The sequence below is a fragment of the Chromobacterium subtsugae genome, assembly GCF_001676875.1.
Taxonomy (GTDB): domain Bacteria; phylum Pseudomonadota; class Gammaproteobacteria; order Burkholderiales; family Chromobacteriaceae; genus Chromobacterium; species Chromobacterium subtsugae.
The window spans coordinates 129,068-150,865 of the sequence record NZ_JYKA01000009.1; the positions used below are offsets into that span (position 1 = coordinate 129,068).

At 65.0% G+C, this 21,798-nt stretch carries 26 protein-coding genes; 9 read left to right on the top strand and 17 right to left on the bottom strand.

The genetic code is table 11. The features are described 5' to 3' along the window. Window positions 1-220: 220 nt before the first annotated feature. From leuB to leuC, 6 genes are all read right to left on the bottom strand, one after another. Window positions 221-1,285: a 3-isopropylmalate dehydrogenase gene (leuB, locus tag MY55_RS13305; protein ID WP_047236586.1), complete on the bottom strand. Its 1,065-nt coding sequence runs from the start codon at window positions 1,283-1,285 to the stop codon at window positions 221-223. A gap of 10 nt (window positions 1,286-1,295) precedes the next feature. Next, window positions 1,296-1,577, bottom strand: a complete 282-nt coding sequence (locus tag MY55_RS13310) for a hypothetical protein (RefSeq protein ID WP_065202495.1) — start codon at window positions 1,575-1,577, stop codon at window positions 1,296-1,298. Between the two features lie 40 nt (window positions 1,578-1,617). Beyond that, a complete protein-coding gene (locus MY55_RS13315; protein WP_043579087.1) occupies window positions 1,618-2,199 on the bottom strand; it encodes a pyridoxamine 5'-phosphate oxidase family protein in 582 nt (193 codons plus the stop codon). A 31-nt stretch (window positions 2,200-2,230) separates the two neighbouring features. Beyond that, window positions 2,231-2,869: a 3-isopropylmalate dehydratase small subunit gene (gene leuD / locus MY55_RS13320; protein WP_043579086.1), complete on the bottom strand. Its 639-nt coding sequence runs from the start codon at window positions 2,867-2,869 to the stop codon at window positions 2,231-2,233. A 31-nt stretch (window positions 2,870-2,900) separates the two neighbouring features. Then, window positions 2,901-3,086 (bottom strand): lipoprotein, encoded by a 186-nt coding sequence (locus MY55_RS13325; RefSeq protein ID WP_052878044.1) that lies wholly within the window; start codon window positions 3,084-3,086, stop codon window positions 2,901-2,903. 146 nt (window positions 3,087-3,232) lie between these two features. After that, the gene (leuC, locus tag MY55_RS13330; RefSeq protein WP_043579084.1) at window positions 3,233-4,648 is read right to left on the bottom strand and encodes a 3-isopropylmalate dehydratase large subunit; all 1,416 of its coding nucleotides are present in this window, start codon (window positions 4,646-4,648) and stop codon (window positions 3,233-3,235) included. A gap of 101 nt (window positions 4,649-4,749) precedes the next feature. On the opposite strand from leuC, the gene MY55_RS13335 reads away from it, so the two are divergent. Next, entirely contained in the window at window positions 4,750-5,526 is a 777-nt protein-coding gene (locus MY55_RS13335) for a helix-turn-helix transcriptional regulator (protein WP_043579081.1), read from the top strand. On the opposite strand, the gene MY55_RS13340 is transcribed toward MY55_RS13335, so the two are convergent. From MY55_RS13340 to MY55_RS13355, 4 genes are read right to left on the bottom strand one after another with little or no spacing between them, the layout of a single operon-like run. After that, window positions 5,521-5,904, bottom strand: coding sequence for a nuclear transport factor 2 family protein (locus tag MY55_RS13340; protein WP_157889307.1), 384 nt, complete (start codon window positions 5,902-5,904; stop codon window positions 5,521-5,523). The genes MY55_RS13335 and MY55_RS13340 overlap by 6 nt on opposite strands. After that, entirely contained in the window at window positions 5,901-7,049 is a 1,149-nt protein-coding gene (locus MY55_RS13345) for an MFS transporter (protein WP_043579080.1), read from the bottom strand. Before MY55_RS13345 ends, MY55_RS13340 begins: the two co-directional genes overlap by 4 nt. Window positions 7,050-7,108: 59 nt before the next feature. After that, on the bottom strand, window positions 7,109-7,513 hold the full coding sequence (locus MY55_RS13350) for an RNA-binding S4 domain-containing protein (protein ID WP_043579079.1): 405 nt from the start codon (window positions 7,511-7,513) through the stop codon (window positions 7,109-7,111). Next, complete coding sequence (locus tag MY55_RS13355; RefSeq protein WP_043579078.1) at window positions 7,513-8,163, bottom strand: fumarylacetoacetate hydrolase family protein; 651 nt, start codon at window positions 8,161-8,163, stop codon at window positions 7,513-7,515. The genes MY55_RS13350 and MY55_RS13355 overlap by 1 nt, the downstream gene beginning before the upstream one ends. Before the next feature lie 330 nt (window positions 8,164-8,493). Between MY55_RS13355 and MY55_RS13360 the strand changes: the two genes are divergently transcribed. After that, a complete protein-coding gene (locus tag MY55_RS13360) occupies window positions 8,494-10,188 on the top strand; it encodes a PHA/PHB synthase family protein (protein ID WP_099049651.1) in 1,695 nt (564 codons plus the stop codon). Between the two features lie 79 nt (window positions 10,189-10,267). Then, complete coding sequence (locus MY55_RS13365) at window positions 10,268-11,446, top strand: acetyl-CoA C-acetyltransferase (protein WP_065202496.1); 1,179 nt, start codon at window positions 10,268-10,270, stop codon at window positions 11,444-11,446. Between the two features lie 65 nt (window positions 11,447-11,511). On the opposite strand, the gene rfbC is transcribed toward MY55_RS13365, so the two are convergent. From rfbC to soxR, 5 genes are all read right to left on the bottom strand, one after another. Further along, window positions 11,512-12,063, bottom strand: coding sequence for a dTDP-4-dehydrorhamnose 3,5-epimerase (rfbC, locus tag MY55_RS13370; RefSeq protein WP_047236582.1), 552 nt, complete (start codon window positions 12,061-12,063; stop codon window positions 11,512-11,514). Window positions 12,064-12,130: 67 nt separating this feature from the next. Further along, window positions 12,131-13,018 (bottom strand): glucose-1-phosphate thymidylyltransferase RfbA, encoded by an 888-nt coding sequence (rfbA, locus tag MY55_RS13375; RefSeq protein ID WP_043579069.1) that lies wholly within the window; start codon window positions 13,016-13,018, stop codon window positions 12,131-12,133. Between the two features lie 89 nt (window positions 13,019-13,107). Beyond that, window positions 13,108-14,022 carry a dTDP-4-dehydrorhamnose reductase gene (gene rfbD / locus MY55_RS13380; RefSeq protein WP_047236581.1) on the bottom strand — a complete coding sequence of 305 codons (915 nt, stop codon included), beginning with the start codon at window positions 14,020-14,022 and terminating at the stop codon, window positions 13,108-13,110. Continuing rightward, the gene (gene rfbB, locus MY55_RS13385; RefSeq protein WP_043579064.1) at window positions 14,019-15,086 is read right to left on the bottom strand and encodes a dTDP-glucose 4,6-dehydratase; all 1,068 of its coding nucleotides are present in this window, start codon (window positions 15,084-15,086) and stop codon (window positions 14,019-14,021) included. Before rfbB ends, rfbD begins: the two co-directional genes overlap by 4 nt. Before the next feature lie 203 nt (window positions 15,087-15,289). After that, window positions 15,290-15,748 (bottom strand): redox-sensitive transcriptional activator SoxR, encoded by a 459-nt coding sequence (soxR, locus tag MY55_RS13390; protein ID WP_043579059.1) that lies wholly within the window; start codon window positions 15,746-15,748, stop codon window positions 15,290-15,292. Window positions 15,749-15,823: 75 nt separating this feature from the next. On the opposite strand from soxR, the gene MY55_RS13395 reads away from it, so the two are divergent. Next, window positions 15,824-16,417 carry a flavodoxin family protein gene (locus MY55_RS13395; RefSeq protein ID WP_043579056.1) on the top strand — a complete coding sequence of 198 codons (594 nt, stop codon included), beginning with the start codon at window positions 15,824-15,826 and terminating at the stop codon, window positions 16,415-16,417. Further along, window positions 16,414-16,821: a VOC family protein gene (locus tag MY55_RS13400; protein WP_043579054.1), complete on the top strand. Its 408-nt coding sequence runs from the start codon at window positions 16,414-16,416 to the stop codon at window positions 16,819-16,821. The genes MY55_RS13395 and MY55_RS13400 overlap by 4 nt, the downstream gene beginning before the upstream one ends. Before the next feature lie 173 nt (window positions 16,822-16,994). Here the strand turns inward: MY55_RS13400 and MY55_RS24460 are convergent, their stop codons facing one another. Next, a complete protein-coding gene (locus tag MY55_RS24460) occupies window positions 16,995-17,123 on the bottom strand; it encodes a hypothetical protein (protein ID WP_255361899.1) in 129 nt (42 codons plus the stop codon). Between the two features lie 471 nt (window positions 17,124-17,594). On the opposite strand from MY55_RS24460, the gene MY55_RS13410 reads away from it, so the two are divergent. The 4 genes from MY55_RS13410 to MY55_RS13425 all read left to right on the top strand — a co-directional run bounded on the left by MY55_RS13410 (window position 17,595) and on the right by MY55_RS13425 (window position 21,128). Next, window positions 17,595-19,379, top strand: coding sequence for an aminopeptidase P family protein (locus MY55_RS13410; protein ID WP_208856044.1), 1,785 nt, complete (start codon window positions 17,595-17,597; stop codon window positions 19,377-19,379). Between the two features lie 69 nt (window positions 19,380-19,448). After that, on the top strand, window positions 19,449-20,354 hold the full coding sequence (locus MY55_RS13415) for a LysR family transcriptional regulator (RefSeq protein WP_047238136.1): 906 nt from the start codon (window positions 19,449-19,451) through the stop codon (window positions 20,352-20,354). 13 nt (window positions 20,355-20,367) lie between these two features. Continuing rightward, complete coding sequence (locus MY55_RS13420) at window positions 20,368-20,769, top strand: nuclear transport factor 2 family protein (protein ID WP_065202498.1); 402 nt, start codon at window positions 20,368-20,370, stop codon at window positions 20,767-20,769. Window positions 20,770-20,825: 56 nt separating this feature from the next. After that, window positions 20,826-21,128, top strand: a complete 303-nt coding sequence (locus tag MY55_RS13425; RefSeq protein ID WP_065202499.1) for a hypothetical protein — start codon at window positions 20,826-20,828, stop codon at window positions 21,126-21,128. A 16-nt stretch (window positions 21,129-21,144) separates the two neighbouring features. Here MY55_RS13425 and MY55_RS13430 read toward each other — a convergent pair whose 3' ends face one another. Next, the gene (locus tag MY55_RS13430; RefSeq protein WP_065202500.1) at window positions 21,145-21,795 is read right to left on the bottom strand and encodes an ArsR/SmtB family transcription factor; all 651 of its coding nucleotides are present in this window, start codon (window positions 21,793-21,795) and stop codon (window positions 21,145-21,147) included. Window positions 21,796-21,798: the final 3 nt, after the last annotated feature.

Sequence of the window (21,798 nt, forward strand, 5' to 3'; positions counted from 1 at the left end):
GCGTCAATTCGCGGCTTGAATCAACACGCGCGTTTGCCCGGCATTGTCCCGACCATAGTCGTCGCTGACATAGGCATCATCGTCGACGCGGTGGACGATCAGCGGCTCGTGAAAGCGCAATGCCTCTGATCGACATGCGGCCTCGTCTCAAAAAACAGCGCGCACCCTCAGGATGCGCGCCGTTGCACTTTCTTCCCCGACTCAAACCAGGGACGCGTCCTTACATCGCCGCCACCACCGCGTCGCCCATGCCGGAGCAGCTGACCTTCTCGCAACCGGCCTCGTAGATGTCGCCAGTGCGGTAACCCTGGGCCAACACCTTCTTCACTGCGGTTTCCACGCGCTGCGCGGCGGTCTCCTGGCCGAAGCTGTAGCGCAGCATCATGGCGGCGGACAGGATGGTGGCCAGCGGATTGGCCAGGTTCTGCCCGGCGATGTCCGGCGCCGAGCCGTGGCTGGGCTCGTACAGGCCCTTGTTGTTCTGATCCAGCGACGCCGACGGCAGCATGCCGATGGAGCCGGTCAGCATCGAGGCCTCGTCGGACAGGATGTCGCCGAAGATATTGCCGGTGACCATCACGTCGAATTGCTTCGGGTTGCGCACCAGCTGCATCGCGGCGTTGTCGACATACATGTGCGACAGCTCCACCTGCGGATACTCGCGCGCCACGTCTATCATGATCTCCTTCCAGAACTCGGTGGTCTCCAGCACATTGGCCTTGTCCACCGAACACAGCTTCTTGCCCCGCTTCATCGCGATGCCGAAGGCGACATGGGCGATGCGGCGCACTTCGCTCTCGCTGTAGCGCATGGTGTTGTAAGCCTCGCGCTCGCCCAGCTCGTTGACGGCGATGCCGCGCGGCTGGCCGAAGTAGATGTCGCCGGTCAGTTCGCGCACGATCATGATGTCCAGCCCCGCCACCACCTCGGGCTTCAGCGTGGACGCGTTGGCCAGCTCCGGATACAGGATGGCCGGGCGCAGGTTGGCGAACAGGCCCAGATCCTTGCGGATGGCCAACAGGCCGCGTTCCGGCCGCAGCGGACGCTCCAGCTTGTCGTATTGCGGGCCGCCCACCGCGCCCAAAAGCACCGCGTCGGCCTCGCGCGCCAGTTTCTGCGTGGCTTCCGGATACGGCGCGCCGTACTGGTCGTAAGCGGCGCCGCCCAAGGGCGCGTGCTCGGTTTCGATCTTCAGCCCGTCGCGGCGCAATACGTCCAGCACGCGCTCGGCCTGCGCGATGATTTCCGGCCCGATGCCGTCACCCGGCAGAATGGCGATTTTCATGGTTTCTTCCTTATTTCCGTTTGTCTTCTTCGCGCCAGGTCAAACGTTCCACCAGCGCCTTTTCGCAACACTTGAACACGATGTAGGCCGCCATCGCGGCGTAGCCGGACAGCAGCAGCTCTCCCAACTGGCGCAGCGCGCCATCCATTGCCGCCTGCCAGCCCGCGTCCAGCCATAATTTCAAATTCAGCTGCAGCAGCAGGGCCAGGTTGATGGTGCCCACGCCGAACAGCAAAAAACTCAGGCCCAGCAGCAGGAAAGCCGCCAGCGGATGGCGATGCAGCCAGGCCATCCCTCCCCGTCGCGCTGCGGCTTCCTTCCCGCCGCCATCTTCACTGCTGACGGGTTTCATCGGCGCTTGCCAGTCCGCTCTTTTCCACAATGCCGGTCGGCAGCCCATCCAGGCTCGACACATTCCGGCTGCGCCAGTAGTCTTGCACCCCCGCCTCGCCTTTGGTCCGGGCCCAGTCGTTCAACTGCTCCCGCTCGCCCTGGTATTGGTAGTAAGGAACCGACATGCCGCAAGAGGACTGCGCCAGCCCCACGTCCAGCAAAAAGATCTGCCGCGCACCGGGCAAGGGTTCGAACAGGCCGTAATAATCGGCCCATTCCGGGTCGCCCTGATGAATCGCCCGCGCCTGCCCATACAGGCGCAAAATCAGCGGCTTGCCTTCGAACGCGCAGAACATCAAAGTCATGCGCGGGCTGTGTTCGACATGGCAGGCCGTCTCGTTGCCGCTGCCGGTGACGTTCAGCCAGGCCACTTGATTCGGCCCCAGCACCCGCAGCGAATCCATTCCCTTGGGCGACATGTTGACGCGCCCATCCTGCATGGCGGTAGCGACGAAAAACAGTTTCTGCCCGGCAATAAACTCGCGATGCGAATCCTTAAGCTCCAGATAACGCTGTCCCATCTCGCTACCTCCTATGCGTTGAACAATCCTCTCAGGCGAACAACCAGGGCTGCTCGGCGCGGCGCTTGGCTTCGAAAGCCTTGATTTCGTCCGCGTGCCGCAAGGTCAGGCCGATTTCGTCCAGCCCGCCCAACAGGCAGTGCTTGCGGTGCTCGGTGATGTCGAACGGGAAGGCCTGGCCGGACGGGGTGGACACGGTTTGCGCCGCCAGGTCCACCGTCAGGCTGTAGCCCGGCGCCGCCTCGCACTCGCGGAACAGCTGGTCGACGGTGCCGGCGTCCAGCACGATGGGCAACAGGCCGTTCTTGTAGCAGTTGTTGAAGAAGATGTCGGCAAAGCTGGGCGCGATCACCACCCGAAAACCCTGGTCATCCAGCGCCCATGGCGCGTGCTCGCGGCTGGAGCCGCAGCCGAAGTTTTCCCGCGCCAACAGCACCTGCGCGCCCTGATAGCGCGGCTGGTTCAGCACGAAGTCCGGATTGAGCGGCCGCTTGCTGTTGTCCATGCCGGGTTCGCCATGGTCGAGGTAGCGCCATTCGTCGAACAGATTGGGACCAAAGCCCGACCGCTTGATCGACTTCAGGAACTGCTTGGGAATGATGGCGTCGGTATCGACGTTGGCGCGGTCCAGCGGACAGGCCAGGCCCTGCAAAGTGGTGAATGCTTTCATTTTCTACGCTCCGTTGCGCGGCAGCGGCGGTTTACTCGGCGGTGCGCTTGATCGCCTCGCCGCCTTTTTCCACCGCGTTGCCGATTGCCTGGCCCGCCTTCTGCAGGCCGTGGCCCACCGCCTGGCCGCCTTCCTTGGCGTCGGTCTTGATGCCCTGCACGGTGTTGCACGCCGCCAGCAGCAAGGCCAGGCCGATCCAGACAATCTCTTTTTTCATGATGCGAAACTCCATTCGATAAACAGCCAGGCTGTCGGATAAGTAAACAGGGTGGGATTCTACCCAAGCCGGCATCGCCGGTCTGCCCCATCCTTAGGACACGACGCCTGGCGTTTTGCTCCCGGCGGGCCGGGACAAAACGCTGCTTATCGGACGGACCACTGGCGCACGTCGACGAAATGCCCCGCCACCGCCGCCGCCGCCGCCATCGCCGGGCTCACCAGATGGGTGCGCCCGCCCTGGCCCTGCCGGCCTTCGAAATTGCGGTTGGAAGTGGAGGCGCAGCGCTCGCCCGGCAGCAGGCGGTCGGCGTTCATCGCCAGGCACATCGAGCAACCCGGCTCGCGCCATTCGAAGCCGGCGGCGGCGAACACCTTATCCAAGCCCTCGGCTTCGGCCTGCGCCTTCACCAGGCCGGATCCCGGCACCACCAGCACCTGCTTGACGTTGGCGGCCTTGCTGCGGCCCTTGGCCACCGCGGCGGCCTCGCGCAGGTCCTCGATGCGGCTGTTGGTACAGGAGCCGATGAACACCACGTCCACCGGAATCTGATCAATCGGGGTGTCGGCCTGCAAGCCCATATAGGCCAGCGCGCGCTCGATGCCGGCTTTCTTCACCGGGTCGCTCTCGCGGGCCGGGTTCGGCACCTTGCCCCCCACCTCCACCACCATTTCCGGCGAAGTGCCCCAGGTCACTTGCGGCTGGATAGCCGCGCCGTCCAGCTCCACCACCGCGTCGAAATGCGCGCCGGCGTCGGAATGCAGGGTGCGCCAGTAGGCCACCGCCGGTTCCCACTGTTCACCCTTGGGCGCGTACGGCCGGCCTTTGACGTATTCGATGGTCTTGTCGTCCACCGCCACCAGGCCGGAGCGCGCGCCGCCCTCGATCGCCATATTGCACAGCGTCATGCGGCCTTCCATGCTCAGGCCGCGGATCGCCTCGCCGCCGAACTCTATCGCGTAGCCGGTGCCGCCGGCGGTGCCGATCTTGCCGATGATCGCCAGCGCCACGTCCTTGGCGGTGACGCCCGCGCCCAGCTTGCCGTCCACCCGCACCAGCATGTTCTTGGACTTCTTGGCGACCAGGCACTGCGTGGCCATCACGTGCTCCACCTCGGAAGTGCCGATGCCGTGCGCCAGCGCGCCGAAAGCGCCGTGAGTGGAGGTGTGGCTGTCGCCGCACACCACGGTCATCCCCGGCAGCGTGGCGCCTTGCTCCGGCCCCATCACGTGGACGATGCCCTGGCCCTTGTCCTTGAACGGGAAGTAGGCCAGCGCGCCAAAGGCCTGGATGTTGGCGTCCAGAGTTTCCACCTGCTGGCGCGAGATCGGGTCCTGGATGCCCTGATCCCAATGGTCGGTCGGGGTATTGTGATCGGCGGTGGAAACCACCGAATCCACCCGCCACAGCTGGCGGCCAGCCAGTTTCAGGCCTTCGAAGGCCTGCGGGCTGGTCACTTCGTGCACCAGGTGGCGGTCGATATACAGCAGCGCGGTGCCGTCGGCCTCCTGGCGCACCAGGTGGCTGTTCCACAGTTTGTCGTACAAGGTTTGCGCGGTCATATGGCGTGTCCTCGGGTCGTCGTTGCAGACATCTTTGACCAGCTTTGATCCTGTTACAAGATAAGCCGTTATACTGGTATAAAAACCAACAGGATCAGACTATGGAATCCCCGTCCGCCACCCCGCTCGGCGCCTTCCTGCGCGCCCACCGCGAACGGCTGACGCCGCAGCAGGCCGGCCTGCCGACGGGAACGCGCCGCCGCGCCAAGGGCCTGCGCCGCGAAGAGGTGGCGCAATTGGCCGGCATCAGCCCCACCTGGCTGACCTGGCTGGAGCAAGGGCGCACCGAGTCGGTATCAGCCCATACCCTCACCCGGCTGGCGGCCGCATTGCAGCTGTCCGGCGCGGAAACCGACTATCTGTTTGATCTGGCCGGGCTGAAAAACCCCAAGGACAAGCGCGCCGAAGACAATCCGCAGGCGCGGGACATTCTGGCCGAAATGCTGCCGCACATCGCCATCCCGGCTTATGTGTTGGACCGCCACTGGCGGGCGGCGGCCTGGAACCCCGCGGCCGCGGAGCTGTTTTGCGGCTGGCTGGGCAAGCCGGAGGCCAGCCGCAGCCAGCTCGACTTCATTTTCCTGGCGCCCGAAGCGCGGACCTTCCTCGACAACTGGCCGGAGAGGGCGCGGCGCATCGTGGCGGAATTGCGGGCCGACCTGGGCCAGCAGCTGGATGACGCGGAAACCGCGGACATGCTGGAGCGGCTGCGCCGCGACAGCGCGGAGTTCGACCGCCTATGGCAACAGCAGGATGTATTGGAGCGCGAAGGCGGCGAGCGCGCCTTCCATCACCCCACGCTGGGCCAGCTCAACAAGCGGCAGATCACGCTCAGGCCGGCCAACGCGCCGGAGTTCAAGCTGGTGATGCTGCTATGACTCGGCTGGCGGCCCCAGATGCTCCTGCAGCAGCCGCCAGCCCTGCCCATCCTTGATCAGCGCGCAGCTGCCGCGGCCTCGCCCCTCCGCGGGCTGCCCATCGACCAGCCCGCGCCAGGAAAACGCATAGACGCAGGCGGCGAAATTCTCTCCCGCATGAGTCCAGTGCAGATCCGCGATGCGGTAATCCTCGCCGCGTATCCAGTCAAAAGTTTGACGGATGGCCTCGCACACGGCCGCCTTGCCCTTGAAGGTGCCATCGGAAAACACGAAGCAAGCGTCTTCATGCAGCCACGGCGCCACCTGGCGCCAGTCATGCGTCGCCAAAGCCTGCTGGTAGCTGTCCAGCGCCTGCTGCGGCGTCATGGCCATCGTCATTGGCATGCCTGTCGCTTGGGCCTGAGCCAGCGCAGGCAGACGAAAACGCCGGCCAGCGCCGCGCCGGCGGACATGGCGAAGGTGGGCAGCACGCCGCCGTGCGGCCACACCAGCCCGCCCACCAGCCCGCCGCCGCTGCCGCCCAGGCCGAACGAGGCGATGATGTACAGCCCTTGCGCGCGGCCATGGTGCTGCTCGTCGAACATGCGATTGATCAGGCCTATCGCCGACGCGTGGTGCAAGGCATAGGTGAGCGCGTGCAGCGCTTGCGCCGCCGCAGCCAAGGCCGGCAGCGACAGGCCGGCGGCGATCAGGCCGAAGCGCAGCACCGCCGCCAGCAGCGATGCCAGCATCAAAGCCTCCAGGCTGAAGCGGCGCATGATGCGCGGCATCAGCATGAACACGCCCACCTCGAACACCACCCCCAGCGCCCACAGCACGCCGACCGCGGCCTTGTCATAGCCAAACTGCTTCAGGCCCAAAGAATAGAAAGTGTAATACGGGCCATGGGCGAAGGCCTGCAGGAAACAGCAGGCGAACAGCGCGATCACCGCCGGCTTTTTCAGCGTGTCCCAGATCGGCCCGGCTGGCTTGCCGCGGCTGGCCAGCTTCACCTCCGGCACCTTGAGCGCCGTCAGCGCCACGCCTATCAGCAAGGCGGAGACAATCCACGGCGTCGCCGCGATGCCCAGCCAGTCCAGCAGATAGCCGCCGGTCAGCGCCAAACAGACGAAGCCTATCGACCCCCACACCCGCACCCGGCTGTAGCGGCCGGGCTGCGCCCGCGTCAGGTAGGCGGTGCTGGCCTCCACCAGCGGCAGCGCCGCCGCCCAAAAGAAATGCGACACCGCCATGCTGACGAAAATCCACCAGAAGCCGTTGTGCAGCCCCACCAGGCAAAAGCTGGCGGCGGACAGGATGGAAGTGGTGACGATGATGTTGCGGCGTTGTCCGCTCTTGTCGGCCAGCCAGCCCCAGAAGCCCGGGGCGATGATGCGCGCCAGCGTGGATAGCGCCATCAGCACCGAAATCTGCAGCGCGCTGAACGACAGCGACTCCAGATACAGGCCCCAGAACGGGCTGAACATGCCCTGGAAGGTGAAATAGGTGAAGTAGAACCCGGCGAACGGCAACAACGACTGCATTGATTGTCTTTCTATTCGAATCAGCCCGGCACCAGGCCGGGCTGGCGCCGCGGCGGCGGCTAAAACGACGACTTGAAGCGGGAGATGTCGCGCCGCGCTTTCTTGGTGGGGCGGCCGTCGCCATGCGGAAAGCTGGCATGCTCGGCCTTCAGCAGCAGCATGCGCGCTTCGCGGGCAGCCACCGACTCCGCATCTTCGCGGTACATCAACACCGCCTCCTTCGCCGGCCGGCGCTGGGTGGCGAGCTGCAGCACTTCCACGTTGTACTCCAGCTGGTTGATCCGCAAAAACAGCCGGTCGCCTTCCTTAACTACACGCGACGCCTTGACCCGGTCGCCGTTCACCAGCACCCGGCCCAGCTCCAGCGCCTCGTGCGCCAGCTGGCGCGTCTTGAAGAAGCGCGCCGCCCACAGCCATTTGTCCAGGCGGACCTTGCCGTCGTCCTGCTCTTCCGGCCGCGCCATCACGCCACCTTCCAGTGCGCGGACACCTGGCCGTGCAGGCTGAGATCCAGCTCGTCGCCGGAGCGGATGCGCGCCACGCCTTCCGGCGTGCCGGTGTAGATCAGGTCGCCTGCGCTCAGGCCATACGTGCGCGACAGGTAGCTGATCTGCTGCGCCACAGTGAACAGCATCATGCCGGTGTCGCCCGCCTGACGCAGCTGGCCGTTCACCCGCAGTTCGAATTGCAGCCGCTGCGGATCGGCCACCCGCTCCGCCGGCACCAGCGCCGACAAGCAGGCCGCGCCGCGAAAGCCCTTTGCCTTGGTCCACGGGTGGCCCTTGCTCTTGGCCGCGCTTTGCGCGTCGCGGGCGGTCAGGTCCAGCCCGACGCCGTAGCCGGCGACATGGCTCAGCGCCTGTTCGGGCGCGATGTCGCCGCCGCCCTTGCCTATCAGCACCACCAGTTCGCACTCGTGATGCACGTCGTCGGAATATTCCGGCAAATGAATGGGAGAGGATTCGTCCAGCAAGGCCGAAGTCGGTTTGAGGAACACCAGCGGCTCGCTTTCCACCGGGTTTCCCAATTCGGCCGCGTGGGCGGCGTAATTGCGGCCGATGCAAAAGATGTTTTCAACGCGGATGGTATGTAAAGCCAGTTTTACACTCGCCATTGCAATTCCTCATAACTAATCCGGTCAATTATCCCACAAGCGATGCGAAAGCCATAATGCGGCGCGATTTGGCCGCCGCCATTTTTTGCGCATTGCAGCAACAGTCACCGGCATTTGCCAGCCCTTGCCGCCGGGAGGGCGTGAAAATGTCATGCAACCCTGTTACAGTCTGCAGGTACATTCGCTTGACCATGCATTCCAAACAGATTGATTCAGACAGGCTTCGATAACGCTATATCAGTACGTATCAGGAGATTCATCTTGTCCCAGAATAATACCGCTACGCTGGAAGATTTCTTCACCGGCCTCTCCGAAGCCAACCAGCAATGGATGCAGCAGTTCGTCAATTCCCTGTCGCTGGGCGCGAGCCCGGACAGCGCCGCCCACCCGCTGGCCGGCGCCTGGTCGCAGCTGATGAATCAGACCAATCAGCTGTTCAGCCTGCAGTCCGCCCTGTACCAGCAACAGCTGAACCTGTGGTCGCAGTTTCTGGGCAAGGCGGCGGACACCGCGCCGGAGGCCAAGGCCGGCGACCGCCGCTTCGCCTCGCCGGAATGGAACGAACACCCGTTCTACAGCTTTCTCAAGCAAAGCTACCTGCTGACCTCCAAGTGGATGACCGAGCTGGTCGACCAGACCCAGATCGACGAAAACGCCAAGGACAAGCTGGCCTTCGCCACCCGCCAGTACCTGGACGCGATGGCGCCCAGCAACTTCATGCTGACCAACCCCGACGTGGTCAAGCGCGCCATCGAAACCAAGGGCGAAAGCCTGGTGGAAGGCATGAAGAACATGATGGAGGACATCCAGAAGGGCCACATCTCGATGTCCGACGAGAGCAAGTTCGAGATCGGCGAAAACCTGGTGATCACCCCCGGCCAGGTCGTGTTCCGCAATGAGCTGATCGAGCTGATCCAGTACACCCCCACCACCGAAAAAGTCTACGAGAAGCCACTGCTGTTCATCCCGCCCTGCATCAACAAGTTCTACCTGATGGACCTGCAGCCGGACAACTCCATGGTGCGCCACTTCGTCGCCCAGGGCTACCGCGTCTTCCTGGTGAGCTGGCGCTCGGCCGTGGCCGAGATGAAGCATTTCACCTGGGAAACCTATGTCGAGAAAGGCGTGATCGCCGCGGCGGAAGCGGTGCGCAAAATCACCAAGCAGCCGACGATGAACGCGCTGGGCTTCTGCGTCGGCGGCGTCATCCTCAGCACCGCGCTGTGCGTGATGCAGGCCAAGGGGCTCGACTACATCGACTCCGCCACCTTCATGACCTCGCTGATCGACCACGCCGAGCCGGGCGAGATCGCGTACTACATCGATGAAAGCCTGGTGGCCAGCCGCGAGGCCAAGCTGGCCGCCGGCGGCATCATCAGCGGCAAGGAAATCGGCCGCACCTTCGCCTCGCTGCGCGCCAACGACCTGGTGTGGAACTACGTGGTCAACAACTACCTGCTGGGCAAGACGCCCACGCCGTTCGACCTCTTGTACTGGAACAACGACGCGGTGGACCTGCCGCTGCCGATGCACACTTTCATGCTGCGCCAGTTCTATCTGAACAACGCGCTGGTGAAGCCGGGCGCCATCACCCTGTGCGGCGTGCCGATCGACATCTCGAAAATCAATATCCCGGTCTACATGTTCGCCGCGCGCGAAGACCACATCGTGCTGTGGAGCTCGGCCTACTCCGGCCTGAAATACCTGAGCGGCGCGCCGAGCCGCCGCTTCGTGCTGGGCGCGTCCGGCCACATCGCCGGCTCGATCAACCCTGTCACCAAGGACAAACGCAACTACTGGGTCAACGAACAATTGCCCATCAGCTCCGACGAATGGCTGGAAGGCGCGCAAAGCCAGCCGGGCAGTTGGTGGAAAGATTGGGATGCCTGGCTGGCGCCGCAGTCCGGCAAGCAAGTCGCCGCGCCCAAGGCTCTGGGCAACAAGGAATTGCCGCCGCTCTTGGCCGCGCCGGGCAGCTATGTGCTGGCCAAGGCGATGCCGAGCGTGACCGCCAGCCTGCAATAAACGCCCGCAACCGGATCATCGGTCCCTATCAGGACACATGGCCCGCCGCCACGGCGGGCCCCAAGCCAAGGAGAAAGACATGGAAGTCGCAATCGTAGCAGCGCAACGCACCGCGGTCGGCAGTTTCGGCGGCTCGCTGGCCAAGATCCCGGCCCCGGAACTGGGCGCAACCGTGATCAAAGCGCTGCTGGAGAAAACCGGCGTCAAACCGGAAGACGTCAGCGAAGTGATCCTGGGCCAGGTGCTGACCGCCGGCAGCGGCCAGAACCCGGCGCGCCAGGCGCTGATCAAGGCCGGCCTGCCGGTCACCACCCCGGCCACCACGCTGAACGTGGTATGCGGCTCCGGCCTGCGCGCCGTGCACCTGGCGGCCCAGGCCATCCTGGCCGGCGACGCCGAAATCGTCATCGCCGGCGGCCAGGAAAGCATGTCGCTGTCGCCGCACATCCTGCCGGGCTCCCGCGACGGTTTCCGCATGGGCAACGCCCAGCTGGTGGACACCATGGTCAACGACGGCCTGACCGACGCCTACAACGCCTACCATATGGGCATCACCGCCGAGAACGTGGCCGCCAAGTACGGCATCGGCCGCGAAGAGCAGGACGCCTTCGCGCTGCAATCGCAGCAGCGCGCCGCCGCCGCGCAGAAAGCCGGCAAGTTCCAGAACGAGATCGTCCCGGTGCTGGTGCCGCAGCGCAAGGGCGACCCGCTGGCCTTCGACGCCGACGAGTTCATCAAGCATGACGCCAGCGCGGAAGGCCTGGCCAAGCTGCGCGCCGCCTTCAAGAAAGACGGCACCGTCACCGCCGGCAACGCCTCCGGCATCAACGACGGCGCCGCGGCCGTGCTCTTGATGTCCACCCAAAAGGCCGACCAGCTGGGCCTGAAGCCGCTGGCCATCGTCAAGGGCTACGCGCTGACCGGCTGCGAACCGGAAATCATGGGCATCGGCCCGGTATCTGCCACCCGCAAGGCGCTGGCCAAGGCGGGCTGGACCGTCGAGCAACTGGACCTGGTGGAAGCCAACGAAGCCTTCGCCGCCCAGGCGCTGGGCGTGGCCAAAGAGCTGGGCTGGGGTTCGGACAAGGTCAACGTCAACGGCGGCGCCATCGCGCTGGGCCACCCGATCGGCGCCTCCGGCTGCCGCGTGCTGGTGACCCTGCTGCACGAAATGCAGCGCCGCGGCGCCAAGAAGGGCCTGGCCACGCTGTGCATAGGCGGCGGCATGGGCGTGGCGCTGGCGGTAGAGCGTCCGTAAGCCGCTCAGTCGCGCCAAAAAAACCGCCTGGCAACCCAGGCGGTTTTATTTTTCCCGGGCTGCGCTCAGGACAGGAACACTTCCGCCGCGCCTAGCAGAGGCTGGGCCTTGTCCTTGGCCGACAGGTTAAGCTCTCCCGCCGCGGGCCAGTCGATGCCGAGCGACGCGTCGGACCACAAGATGCCGCGGTCGTATTGCGGCATGTAGTAGTTGGTGGCCTTGTACACGAACTCCGCCTCGTCGCTAAGCGTCAGGAAACCGTGGGCGAAGCCTTCGGGAATCCAGAACTGCCGCTTGTTCTCGGCGCTCAGCACCACGCCCACCCACTGGCCGAAGGTGGGAGAGGACTTGCGGATGTCCACCGCCACGTCGTAAACCTCGCCCGCCACCACCCGCACCAGCTTGCCTTGGGCGTAAGGCGGCAATTGATAATGCAGGCCGCGCAGCACGCCCTTGGCGGACTTGCTGTGGTTGTCCTGCACGAAATCCACCGCGCGGCCTATGCCTTCCTCAAACCGCTTCAGATTGAAGCTTTCGAAAAAAAAGCCCCGCTCATCGCCGAAGACCGTCGGCTCGATGATTTTCACATCCGGAATGCTCGTATCGATTACTTTCATCGGCCCCTGGCCTCGCAAATGACTGGCGACGGTCCCCGCTCCGCGGGCGAAACCTTCGCGCTGGGATTCAAGAATTTTTCGCGCCTATCATGGCCAGCAGGTACTGGCCGTAGCCATTCTTTTTCAGCGGCGTGGCCAGGCGCACGATCTGTTCGTCGTCTATCCAGCCCGAACGGTAGGCGATCTCCTCCAGACAGGCCACTTTCAGGCCCTGCCGCCGCTCGATGGTGGCGATGTACTGGCTGGCATCCAGCAAGGATTCGTGCGTTCCGGTATCCAGCCAGGCGTAGCCGCGGCCCATGGTTTGCACGTTCAGCAAGCCTTGCTGCAGGTAAACATTGTTGACGTCGGTGATTTCCAATTCGCCGCGCGCCGAGGGCTGGATGGACTTGGCGATCTCCACCACCTGCGAATCGTAAAAATACAGGCCGGTCACCGCATAATTCGACTTGGGCAGCGCAGGCTTTTCCTCGATGGAACGCGCCACGCCGGCGGCGTCGAACTCCACCACCCCGTAGCGCTCCGGGTCCTGCACATGGTAGGCGAACACCGACGCGCCCGCGGTCTGGCTGCTGGCCTCGGTCAGCAATTTGGCGAAATCATGGCCGTAGAAGATGTTGTCGCCCAGCACCAGCGCCGACGGCGCGCCCGCCAGGAACGCCTCGCCGATGATGAAGGCCTGCGCCAGGCCATCCGGACTGGGCTGCACCTCATATTGCAGATTGAGCCCCCAGCGGCTGCCGTCGCCCAGCAGCAATTGGAAGCGCGGCGTGTCCTGCGGCGTCGAGATGATGAGGATGTCGCGGATGCCGGCCAGCATCAGGGTGGACAAGGGATAGTAGATCATCGGCTTGTCGTAGATAGGCAGCAATTGCTTGCTGACCGCCAGGGTGGCCGGATACAGGCGGGTGCCGGAACCGCCTGCCAGAATGATGCCTTTACGTGCTTGGGTCATTGTTCGAATGATGTCCTGTCATGCCGCGAGATAGATTCAATCACACAAGCCCACCCCTCAAAGGCAGGGCCCGCGCCCCCATTCCAAGATCAGACGGCCCCTTCGGCTTGCGACAACGCGTAAAGCTGATCGACCACGCCATCCACGCCATCCTCCCACCTGGGCAGCCCCAGGGAGAAGGCGCGCATCAGTTTGCCGCAATCCAACCGGGAATTAGCCGGCCGTTTGGCCGGCAACGGGTATTGGTCGCTGCCTATCGCCTGGATAGCGTCCGCCGTCAGCCGCAGCGGGAATCCCCGCTCCCCGGCCCGGCGGATCACGCGCTGGGCATAGCCGTGCCAGCTGGTTTCGCCCTGCGCCGCCAGGTGGTAAGTGCCATCCGCGAAATTTTCGGGCCGCGCATGATAACGGGCAATCAGCTGCGCCGTCACGTCGGCGATCAAGGCGGCGCAGGTCGGCGCGCCGAACTGGTCGCCCACCACCTTCAGCGCATCGCGCTCTTGCGCCAGCCGCAGCATGGTTTTCAGAAAGTTGCCGCCATGCGCGCCGAACACCCACGAGGTGCGCAGGATCAAATGGCGCGCCCCGGCGGCGCGCACCGCCTGCTCTCCAGCCAATTTGCTGGCGCCGTACACCGACTGCGGGCCGGTTTCGTCGTCTTCGCGGTACGGCGCCGGCTTGTCCCCGGCAAACACGTAGTCGGTAGAATAATGGATCAGCAGCGCGCCATTGGCGGCGGCCCAGCGCGCCAGCACCCCAGGCGCGGCGGCATTGACGGCGAAGGCGGCATCCCGATCGGTTTCCGCCTTGTCCACCGCGGTATAGGCGGCGGGATTGACGATGATATCGGGCTTGGCGGCGTCCAGGACGGCGAGAATGGCGGCCTCGTCGGCCAGATCCATCCGCGCGCGACCGCAGGCCGTCACCTCGCCAAGCGGAGCCAGCGCCCGGCGCAATTCAAATCCCACCTGGCCATCCGCCCCAGTCAGCAACACGCGCGTCATGCTTGAGCCTCGTATTGCTTGGCCAACCATTCGCGATAAGCGCCGCTGCTTACGTTTGCCACCCAGTCCTGATTATCCAGATACCAGCGCACAGTTTTACGGATGCCGGTCTCAAACGTCTCCGCCGGTTTCCAGCCCAGCTCCTTTTCCAGTTTGCGCGCATCGATCGCGTAGCGGCGGTCATGGCCGGGACGATCCTGCACATGGCTGATCTGATCGGCATAGGAGCCGCCGCCGACTTTGGGCCGCATTTCATCCAGGATCGCGCAGATGGTCCGCACCACGTCGATATTGGGTTTTTCGTTCCAGCCGCCGACATTGTAGGTTTCGCCGGGCCTGCCGGCCTCCAGCACCCGGCGGATCGCGCTGCAATGGTCTTTCACGTACAGCCAGTCCCGCACCTGCAAGCCATCGCCATAGATCGGCAGCGCCTTGCCCGCCAACGCATTGAGGATGACCAGCGGGATCAGTTTTTCGGGGAAATGATAGGGGCCGTAATTATTGCTGCAATTGGTGGTCAGCACCGGCAAGCCATACGTATGGTGCCAGGCGCGCACCAGGTGGTCGCTGGCGGCCTTGCTCGCCGAATACGGGCTGTTGGGTTCGTAGCGCCGGGTTTCCGCAAACGGCGGCTCCTGTTCGGACAACGTGCCATAGACTTCGTCGGTGGAGACGTGCAAGAAGCGGAAGGCCTTGGCGGCAGCTTCCGGCAGGCCGTTCCAGTAGCCGCGCACGCTCTCCAGCAGATTGAAAGTGCCGACCACATTGGTATGGATGAAATCGCCAGGGCCATGGATGGAACGATCGACATGGCTTTCCGCGGCGAAATTGATCACCGCGCGCGGCTGATGCTCGCTCAGCAACCGGTCCACCAACGCCCGATCGCCGATATCGCCGTGCGCAAACACATGCCGGCGGTCATGCTTCAGCGATGCCAGAGTTTCGAGATTGCCCGCGTAGGTCAGCGCATCCAGATTGACAACCTGCTCATCGCTGCCGGCCAACCAGTCGAGAACAAAGTTGGCGCCGATGAAGCCCGCGCCGCCCGTCACAATAATTGTCATTATGGCATTCCGTTTTTAATCAAGTTTCCAGGCCCGCGATTGCCCGCGAACCGCATTATCCATGCAAGCGCGCCGCTTGACTCCGCCCAGTCGGGGAATGGCCGGCGCCCGACGAGCCTCGTCGAATGCGCGGTTTGGCGCGCGCGCCCCAAGTATGCCATTTCCTGACGACGCCGTGAGGCCTTGCGTAAGGAACAAGGCGCTCAAGCCGTGTCAACAGGCGCATCGCCCAGCAGGAAACGGGGGCCATCGCCCAAACGGGCCGCGTGGTCGGCGGGATTATTCAATTTGCACTTTCGCAGCGATAGGCAGCCGCAGCCTATGCAACTGTCCAATTGATCACGCAATTGGCACAACGTATCGATGCGGGCTTGCAGCATAGGCCGCCAGGCCGAGGACAAACGCGCCCAGTCTTCCGCGGTGGGCGTCCGCTGCCGCGGCAGCCCCGCCAGCGCCTCGCCGATGTCCTGCAGGCTCAAACCCAGCGTCTGGGCAATGCGGATGAAGGAGACCCGACGCAGGACATCCTTGTGGAAACGCCTGGGCTGCCCCGCCTCTCCCACACTTTGAATCAAGCCTTTCGCCTCGTAAAAGCGCAAGGCGCTGGCCGCCACGCCCGAACGTTTCGCCAGCGCGCCTATCCCTATCCAATTCGCAGACATGCCCGCTCCTTGACTTAAAGTTAACTTTAACTTTTATGCTGAATGCGCATCATACCACTCAAGAATCGATCGGACATGGCCCACACTTTGATTGTCTATTTCTCAGCCGAAGGCAGCACCCACCAACTGGCATGCGCGATACGCGACGGCGCCGCGGCATACGGCGGCGCCAGCCTGCTGCGGCTGGAGCCGCGGCACATCGTCGACGGCCGCTACGCGCCGCCCGCGATGGCCGCATCGGCCGAATCGCTGCGGCGAGCGGATGCCGTCATCTTCGGCAGCCCCACCTATATGGGCGGCCCCGCCGCTCAGTTCAAGGCGTTCGCCGACGCTGGCAGCGCATATTGGCGCGGCCAGCCCTGGACCGACAAGGTCGCGGCCGGCTTCACCATCGGCAGCAGCCTGAACGGCGACCAACAAGGCACGCTGTCCTATTTCGCAACGCTGGCCGCCCAACACGGCATGCTATGGTGTGGCTTGGACCTTCCCGGCGGCAAACATATAGACGATCTCAACCGCCTGGGCTGCCAACTGGGCCTGTGCGCCCACTCCGCGGATGGTTCGCTGCACCCCGCCGACCTGGCCACCGCCCGCCATCTTGGCGCGCGGGCGGCCCGCGTCGCCGATCGCCTCCGCCGCAACGCCTTGCTTGAAGAGAACGCGCCATGACGCCTGCCATCCAACGGATAGACCACATCCATGTCCATGTGAGCGACCGCGAGCAGGCGGAAGCCTGGTATCGACGCGTGCTCGGTTTCGAGCGCATTCCGGAACTGGCGTTCTGGGACGCCGACGGCGGCCCGCTCACCCTGGCCAACCGCGAGCGCACAGTGAAGATCGCGCTGTTCGAGCGCGGCGGCGCCGGCAAACAGCCCGCCGTGGCGCTTGAGGTCGAAGCCGACGCCTTCCAGGCCTGGCGCCGCCACTTGAAGCAGGCGCTGGGTCATGCGCCGGAGCTGGCCGACCACGCCGTTTCCTGGTCGATCTACTTTGCCGACCCCGATGGCAACGGCTACGAAATCACCTGCAACGACTACGCCGCGCTGGCGCAAAGATTGCGGGCCTGCCCCTGACATCCGGCCGGCCGCGCATGAAAAAACCTCCCGCCGCATGGACCAGGAGGTTTGTTTCTCATGCCGGCCATGAACCGGACGATTCGGCTCGACAGAGAGCCAGAGGAAAAGCGGCGCTTATCGCGCTTCAAGCCAGGCGGCAACGCCAGCCGGACGGGCCGGACGCGCCCCGGCTAGTGGGGAACAATGATGGGGGTGCCATCCGGCGCGTGCTTTTTCTGATGCTTGGCCGCGCGTTTCTCCTTCGGCGACATCAGGGGTTGTTTCTTGGCTTCCTTGGTGCTGTGTCTTGATTTGCTCATGATCCGCTCCAATTGGTGAGCATCGGGAACGCCCGATACCAGCCACAGTATAGTCCGATTGCCGATGGATGGCGGGACGCATTCCAGCATCCGCGCGGCATGGCCGTTGACGGAAATCAAACAGCGCTCAAAACGCAAAACCTCCCAAACCGACAAAATGCCTTTATCATTATCCGCGCAAATCGATGAACCGCCGCCGCCCCTCCGTCAAGGCGGCATGTCTAGCCCTGGAGCCGCCAGCATGAAACATTTCCTGTCCCACTTCGTCCACCTGTGCAATCTCGCCGGCCGCCCCGGGCTGCGCCGTCTGAAACCGCGCTGATCCGGCGCCGGATTCGCCCCGGCCGCGCCGATGGACTGGACATGGCAGCCATGAGCCATTCTCATCCACTTGCGCGGCCTTTCCATTGCTAACAGAATGCATGCAATCTTTCTTCCGGAGCTGGCATGAACACCCTCGCAACCCCGCAGCTGGACACCGTTCCGCAACGCATCGCCTCCTTGCGCGCCGCCATGCGCAACGCCGGCGTCGACGCCTGCCTGGTGCCCTCGTCCGACCCCCATCTTTCTGAATACCTGCCCAAGCGCTGGCAGGCGCGCCGCTGGCTGTCGGGCTTCACTGGTTCGATGGGCACGCTGATCGTCACCGCCGACTTAGCCGGGGTCTGGGCCGACGGCCGCTACTGGGTGCAGGCGGAACAGGAGCTGGCCGGCAGCGGCGTGCAACTGATGAAGATAGACACGGCCGCCAGCAGCCAGCATCTGCAATGGCTGGCCGACACGCTGCAAGCCGGCCAGACGCTGGCGGTGGACGGCGACGTGCTGGGCCTGGCCGCCGCCAAGGCGCTGCAAGCCGCGCTGGCGCCGCGCGGCATCCAGCTGCGCACCGATATCGACCTGATCGACGCCGTCGATCCGCAGCGCGCGCCGCTGCCGGACGCCGCCGTCTACCAGCATGAGGCCGCCTTCGCGCCGCAAAGCCGCGCCGACAAGCTGGCCCGCGTCCGCGAAGCCATGCGCCAGGCCGGCGCCGAGCGCCACTTCATTTCCACGCTGGACGACATCGCCTGGCTGTTCAACCTGCGCGGCGCCGACGTCAATTACAACCCGGTGTTCATCAGCCACGCGCTGATCGAAGCCGACCGCGCCACGCTGTTCGTCGCGCCGGGCAAGGTAGACGCAGCCCTCGCCGCCCAGTTGGCGGCCGACGGCGTCCGCGTCGCCGATTACGCCGCAGCCAAACCAGCGCTCGCCGCGCTGGCCGGCGGCGCGCTGCTGATCGACCCCCGCCGCGTCACGCTGGGCCTGCGCCAGGCGGTGGCGGACGGCGTCAAGGTGATCGAGGCGATCAACCCCAGCACGCTGATGAAATCGCAGAAAACCGCCGCCGAAGCCGCCCATGTGCGCAAAGCCATGGAGCAGGACGGCGCCGCGCTGTGCGAGTTCTTCGCCTGGTTCGAAGCCAACGTCAACCAGAGCCGCATCACCGAGCTGACCATAGACGAAGAGATCACCGCCGCGCGCGCGCGCCGGCCCGGCTTCGTTTCGCCCAGCTTCGGCACCATCGCCGGCTTCAACGCCAATGGCGCGCTGCCGCACTACCACGCCACCCCGGAAGCGCACAGCGAGATCAAAGGCGACGGCCTGCTGCTGATCGACTCCGGAGGCCAGTACCTGGGCGGCACCACCGACATCACCCGCGTAGTGGCAGTCGGCGCGCCGTCCGCCGCGCAGAAGCGCGACTTCACCCTGGTGCTGAAGGGCACGATGGCGCTGTCGATGGCCCACTTCCCGCGCGGCACGCTGTCGCCGATGCTGGACGCGCTGGCGCGCGCGCCGCTGTGGCAGCACGATATCGACTTCGGCCACGGCACCGGCCACGGCGTCGGCTATTTCCTCAATGTGCACGAAGGCCCTCAGAGCATTTCGCGCGCGGTGCCGGAGCCGCATATGGCGATGTGGGAAGGCATGATCACCTCGATCGAGCCGGGCGTGTACCGCGATGGCCAGTGGGGCGTGCGCATCGAAAACCTGGTGCTGAACGTGGCGTCGGAAAAGAACCAGTTCGGCGACTTCCTGAAATTCGAAACGCTGACGCTGTGCCCGATAGACCGCCGCTGCATCGAGCGCTCGCTGCTGACCCAGCCGGAAATCGACTGGCTGAACGGCTACCACGCCGAAGTGCGCGCGCGGCTGCTGCCGCTGGTGGACGGCGCGGCGCGCGACTGGCTGCTGGCCAACACCGAAGCGCTGTAAACTGCGGGTTGACCCGCGCAGGCCATGCCCCCCGTGGGCATGGCCTGTTTTGTTTTCCAGAAAGCCCCTATGCCGTTTGACCGACTCAACGACCTGCGCCTGTTTCTCGACGCTGCCCAGCTGGGCAGCTTTTCCGCCGCCGGCCGCAAGCACGGCCTGTCTCCGGCCGCCGCCAGCGCCTGCATCCAGCGGATGGAAGCCGCGCTGAACGTCCGGCTGTTCCAGCGCACCACCCGGCAGCTGAAACTGACCGAAGCCGGCGACACCTACCGCGCCTATTGCCGGCAGGCGCTGGAGCTGCTGGAAGAAGGGGAAAGCCGGCTGCAGCAGGAACAGCAGGCGCTGAGCGGCGCGATCCGGCTGTCGGCGCCGTCCGACCTGGGCCGCAATCGGCTGCTGGATTGCCTGGACCGCTTCGGCGCGGAACATCCGGGCGTGTATTTTTCGCTGTCGCTCGACGACACCCCGGTAGACCTGATAGGCGAAGACGTGGACCTGGCGATACGCTACGGCAAGCCGGCCGACAGCAGCCTGGTGGCGCGCGAGCTGGCCGCCAGCCGCCGCGTGGTCTGCGCCGCGCCAGGCCTGCTCGCGCGACTGGGCGCGCCGGCCCATCCGCGGCAACTGGCTGGCCTCCCCACCCTCACCCTCGCCACCGGGCACGGGCCGATGAACGAATGGCGCTACCGCGAGCGCGGCGAAGCCCGCTCCCTGCGGCTGGAGCGCGCGCGCCAGAGCAACGATGGCGAGGTCATCCGCCGCTGGGCGGTGCAAGGCCACGGCTTCGCCTACAAGTCGCAGCTGGACATCGAGCCGGACCTGCGCGCCGGCCGGCTGGCGACTGTGCTGGACGACTACTTCACCGAACAGGCGCCGCTGCACCTGCTCTACCCAGGCCAGCGGCTGCAGCCGGCGCGCATCCGCCGGCTGATAGACCATCTGCTGGAAACATTTGCCGGCACCACGCAAAAATGACAAAATCATTTACATGACGCCATCGTTTCTCGCTACGGGCAATCTGCTGCCGCTGCTGCAGCAGATGGAACAGACCTTGCACCAGCCCGCCGCCCGCGCCGACGCCGCGCTGCTGGAACGCTGGCTGGACGACGACTTCCGCGAAATCGGCCGCTCCGGCCGCCAATACGACAAAGCCGCCATCATCGCCGCGCTGCTGCGCGAAAATCCCGATGCCTCCGCCGCGACCCACTCGTCCGATTACCGGCTGACCCTGCTGGCCGAAGACATCGCATTGCTCACCTACCACTCGGCCCATGCCGGGCCGGACGGCGCGCTGAGCGGGCACGCGCTGCGCAGTTCGATCTGGAAACGGGTGAACGGCGCCTGGCGGCTGGCCTTCCATCAGGGCACCCCGGCGCCCTCAAGTTATTGACACTCGAAGCACCCGTGCCAACCACCTTAGCCGCCTCTCTCCTCAATACGCTTTTCATGACCGTCTGGATCGCCATGGCGATCGGCGGCCTCGCCTTCTCCGCGCTATGCCGCGACGCGAGACTGAAAAGAAAAGTCTCGCGGATCGTGATGATCGCCGCGCCATTGCTGTTCTGCCTGTTCGCTTGGCATCAGGGCGCGCAAGCGAGCGAATTCGCCATCTTCCTCCCGTTTCTGGCGCTGATCACCTTCCTCAATCTGCGCAACACCCGCTTCTGCGACGCCTGCGGCGCCACCCAACACAACCGCGGCTTCTCCCGTCCGCGCCATTGCTCGCAATGCGGCGCCTCCTTGCCCTGAGCGCCGCGGCCGGGCTTCACGACATTTCCACCGGCAGGCCGGCCGCCTTCCAGTCGGGAAAACCATCCGCCAAACGCCTCGCGGCCAGCCCGCCTGCCCGCAAGGCCGCCACCGCCTGGACGGAAAGCGCGCAAAACGGCCCGCGGCAATAGGCGATGACTTCCAGCCCGGCCGGCAGTTCGGCCAAGCGCTGCGGCAGCATCTCCAGCGGGATGTTCAGCGCGCCGGGCAGATGGCCTTGCGCGTATTCGTCGGCCGGCCGCACGTCCAGCAGCAGCGCGTCGCCATCGCGCAGCCTCTCCAGCAACGCCTCGCGCGATACTGCCTCCGCGCCATCCGCTCCGGCGGACAAGCGGCCCATTTCGCGGCGCCGATGTTCCGCGCACTGCCGCAAGGCATCCAGCAGATTGACCACCGGGCCGTCGCCCAGCCGGTAAAGCACATGCTTGCCATCGCGCCGCGACGCCACCAGGCCTGCCCGCTTCAGCTGCTGCAAGTGCTGCGAAGCATTGGCCACCGTCAATCCCGCCAGTTGCGCCAGCCGCTCCACCGGCCGCTCGCCCTGGGCTGCATGCTCCAGCAGCAGCAGGCGGTGGGCATTGCCGACCGTGCGCGCCAGCTCGGCGAATTCATCGAACATCCGGCCCTGGATATCGCCATCGCTCATTGA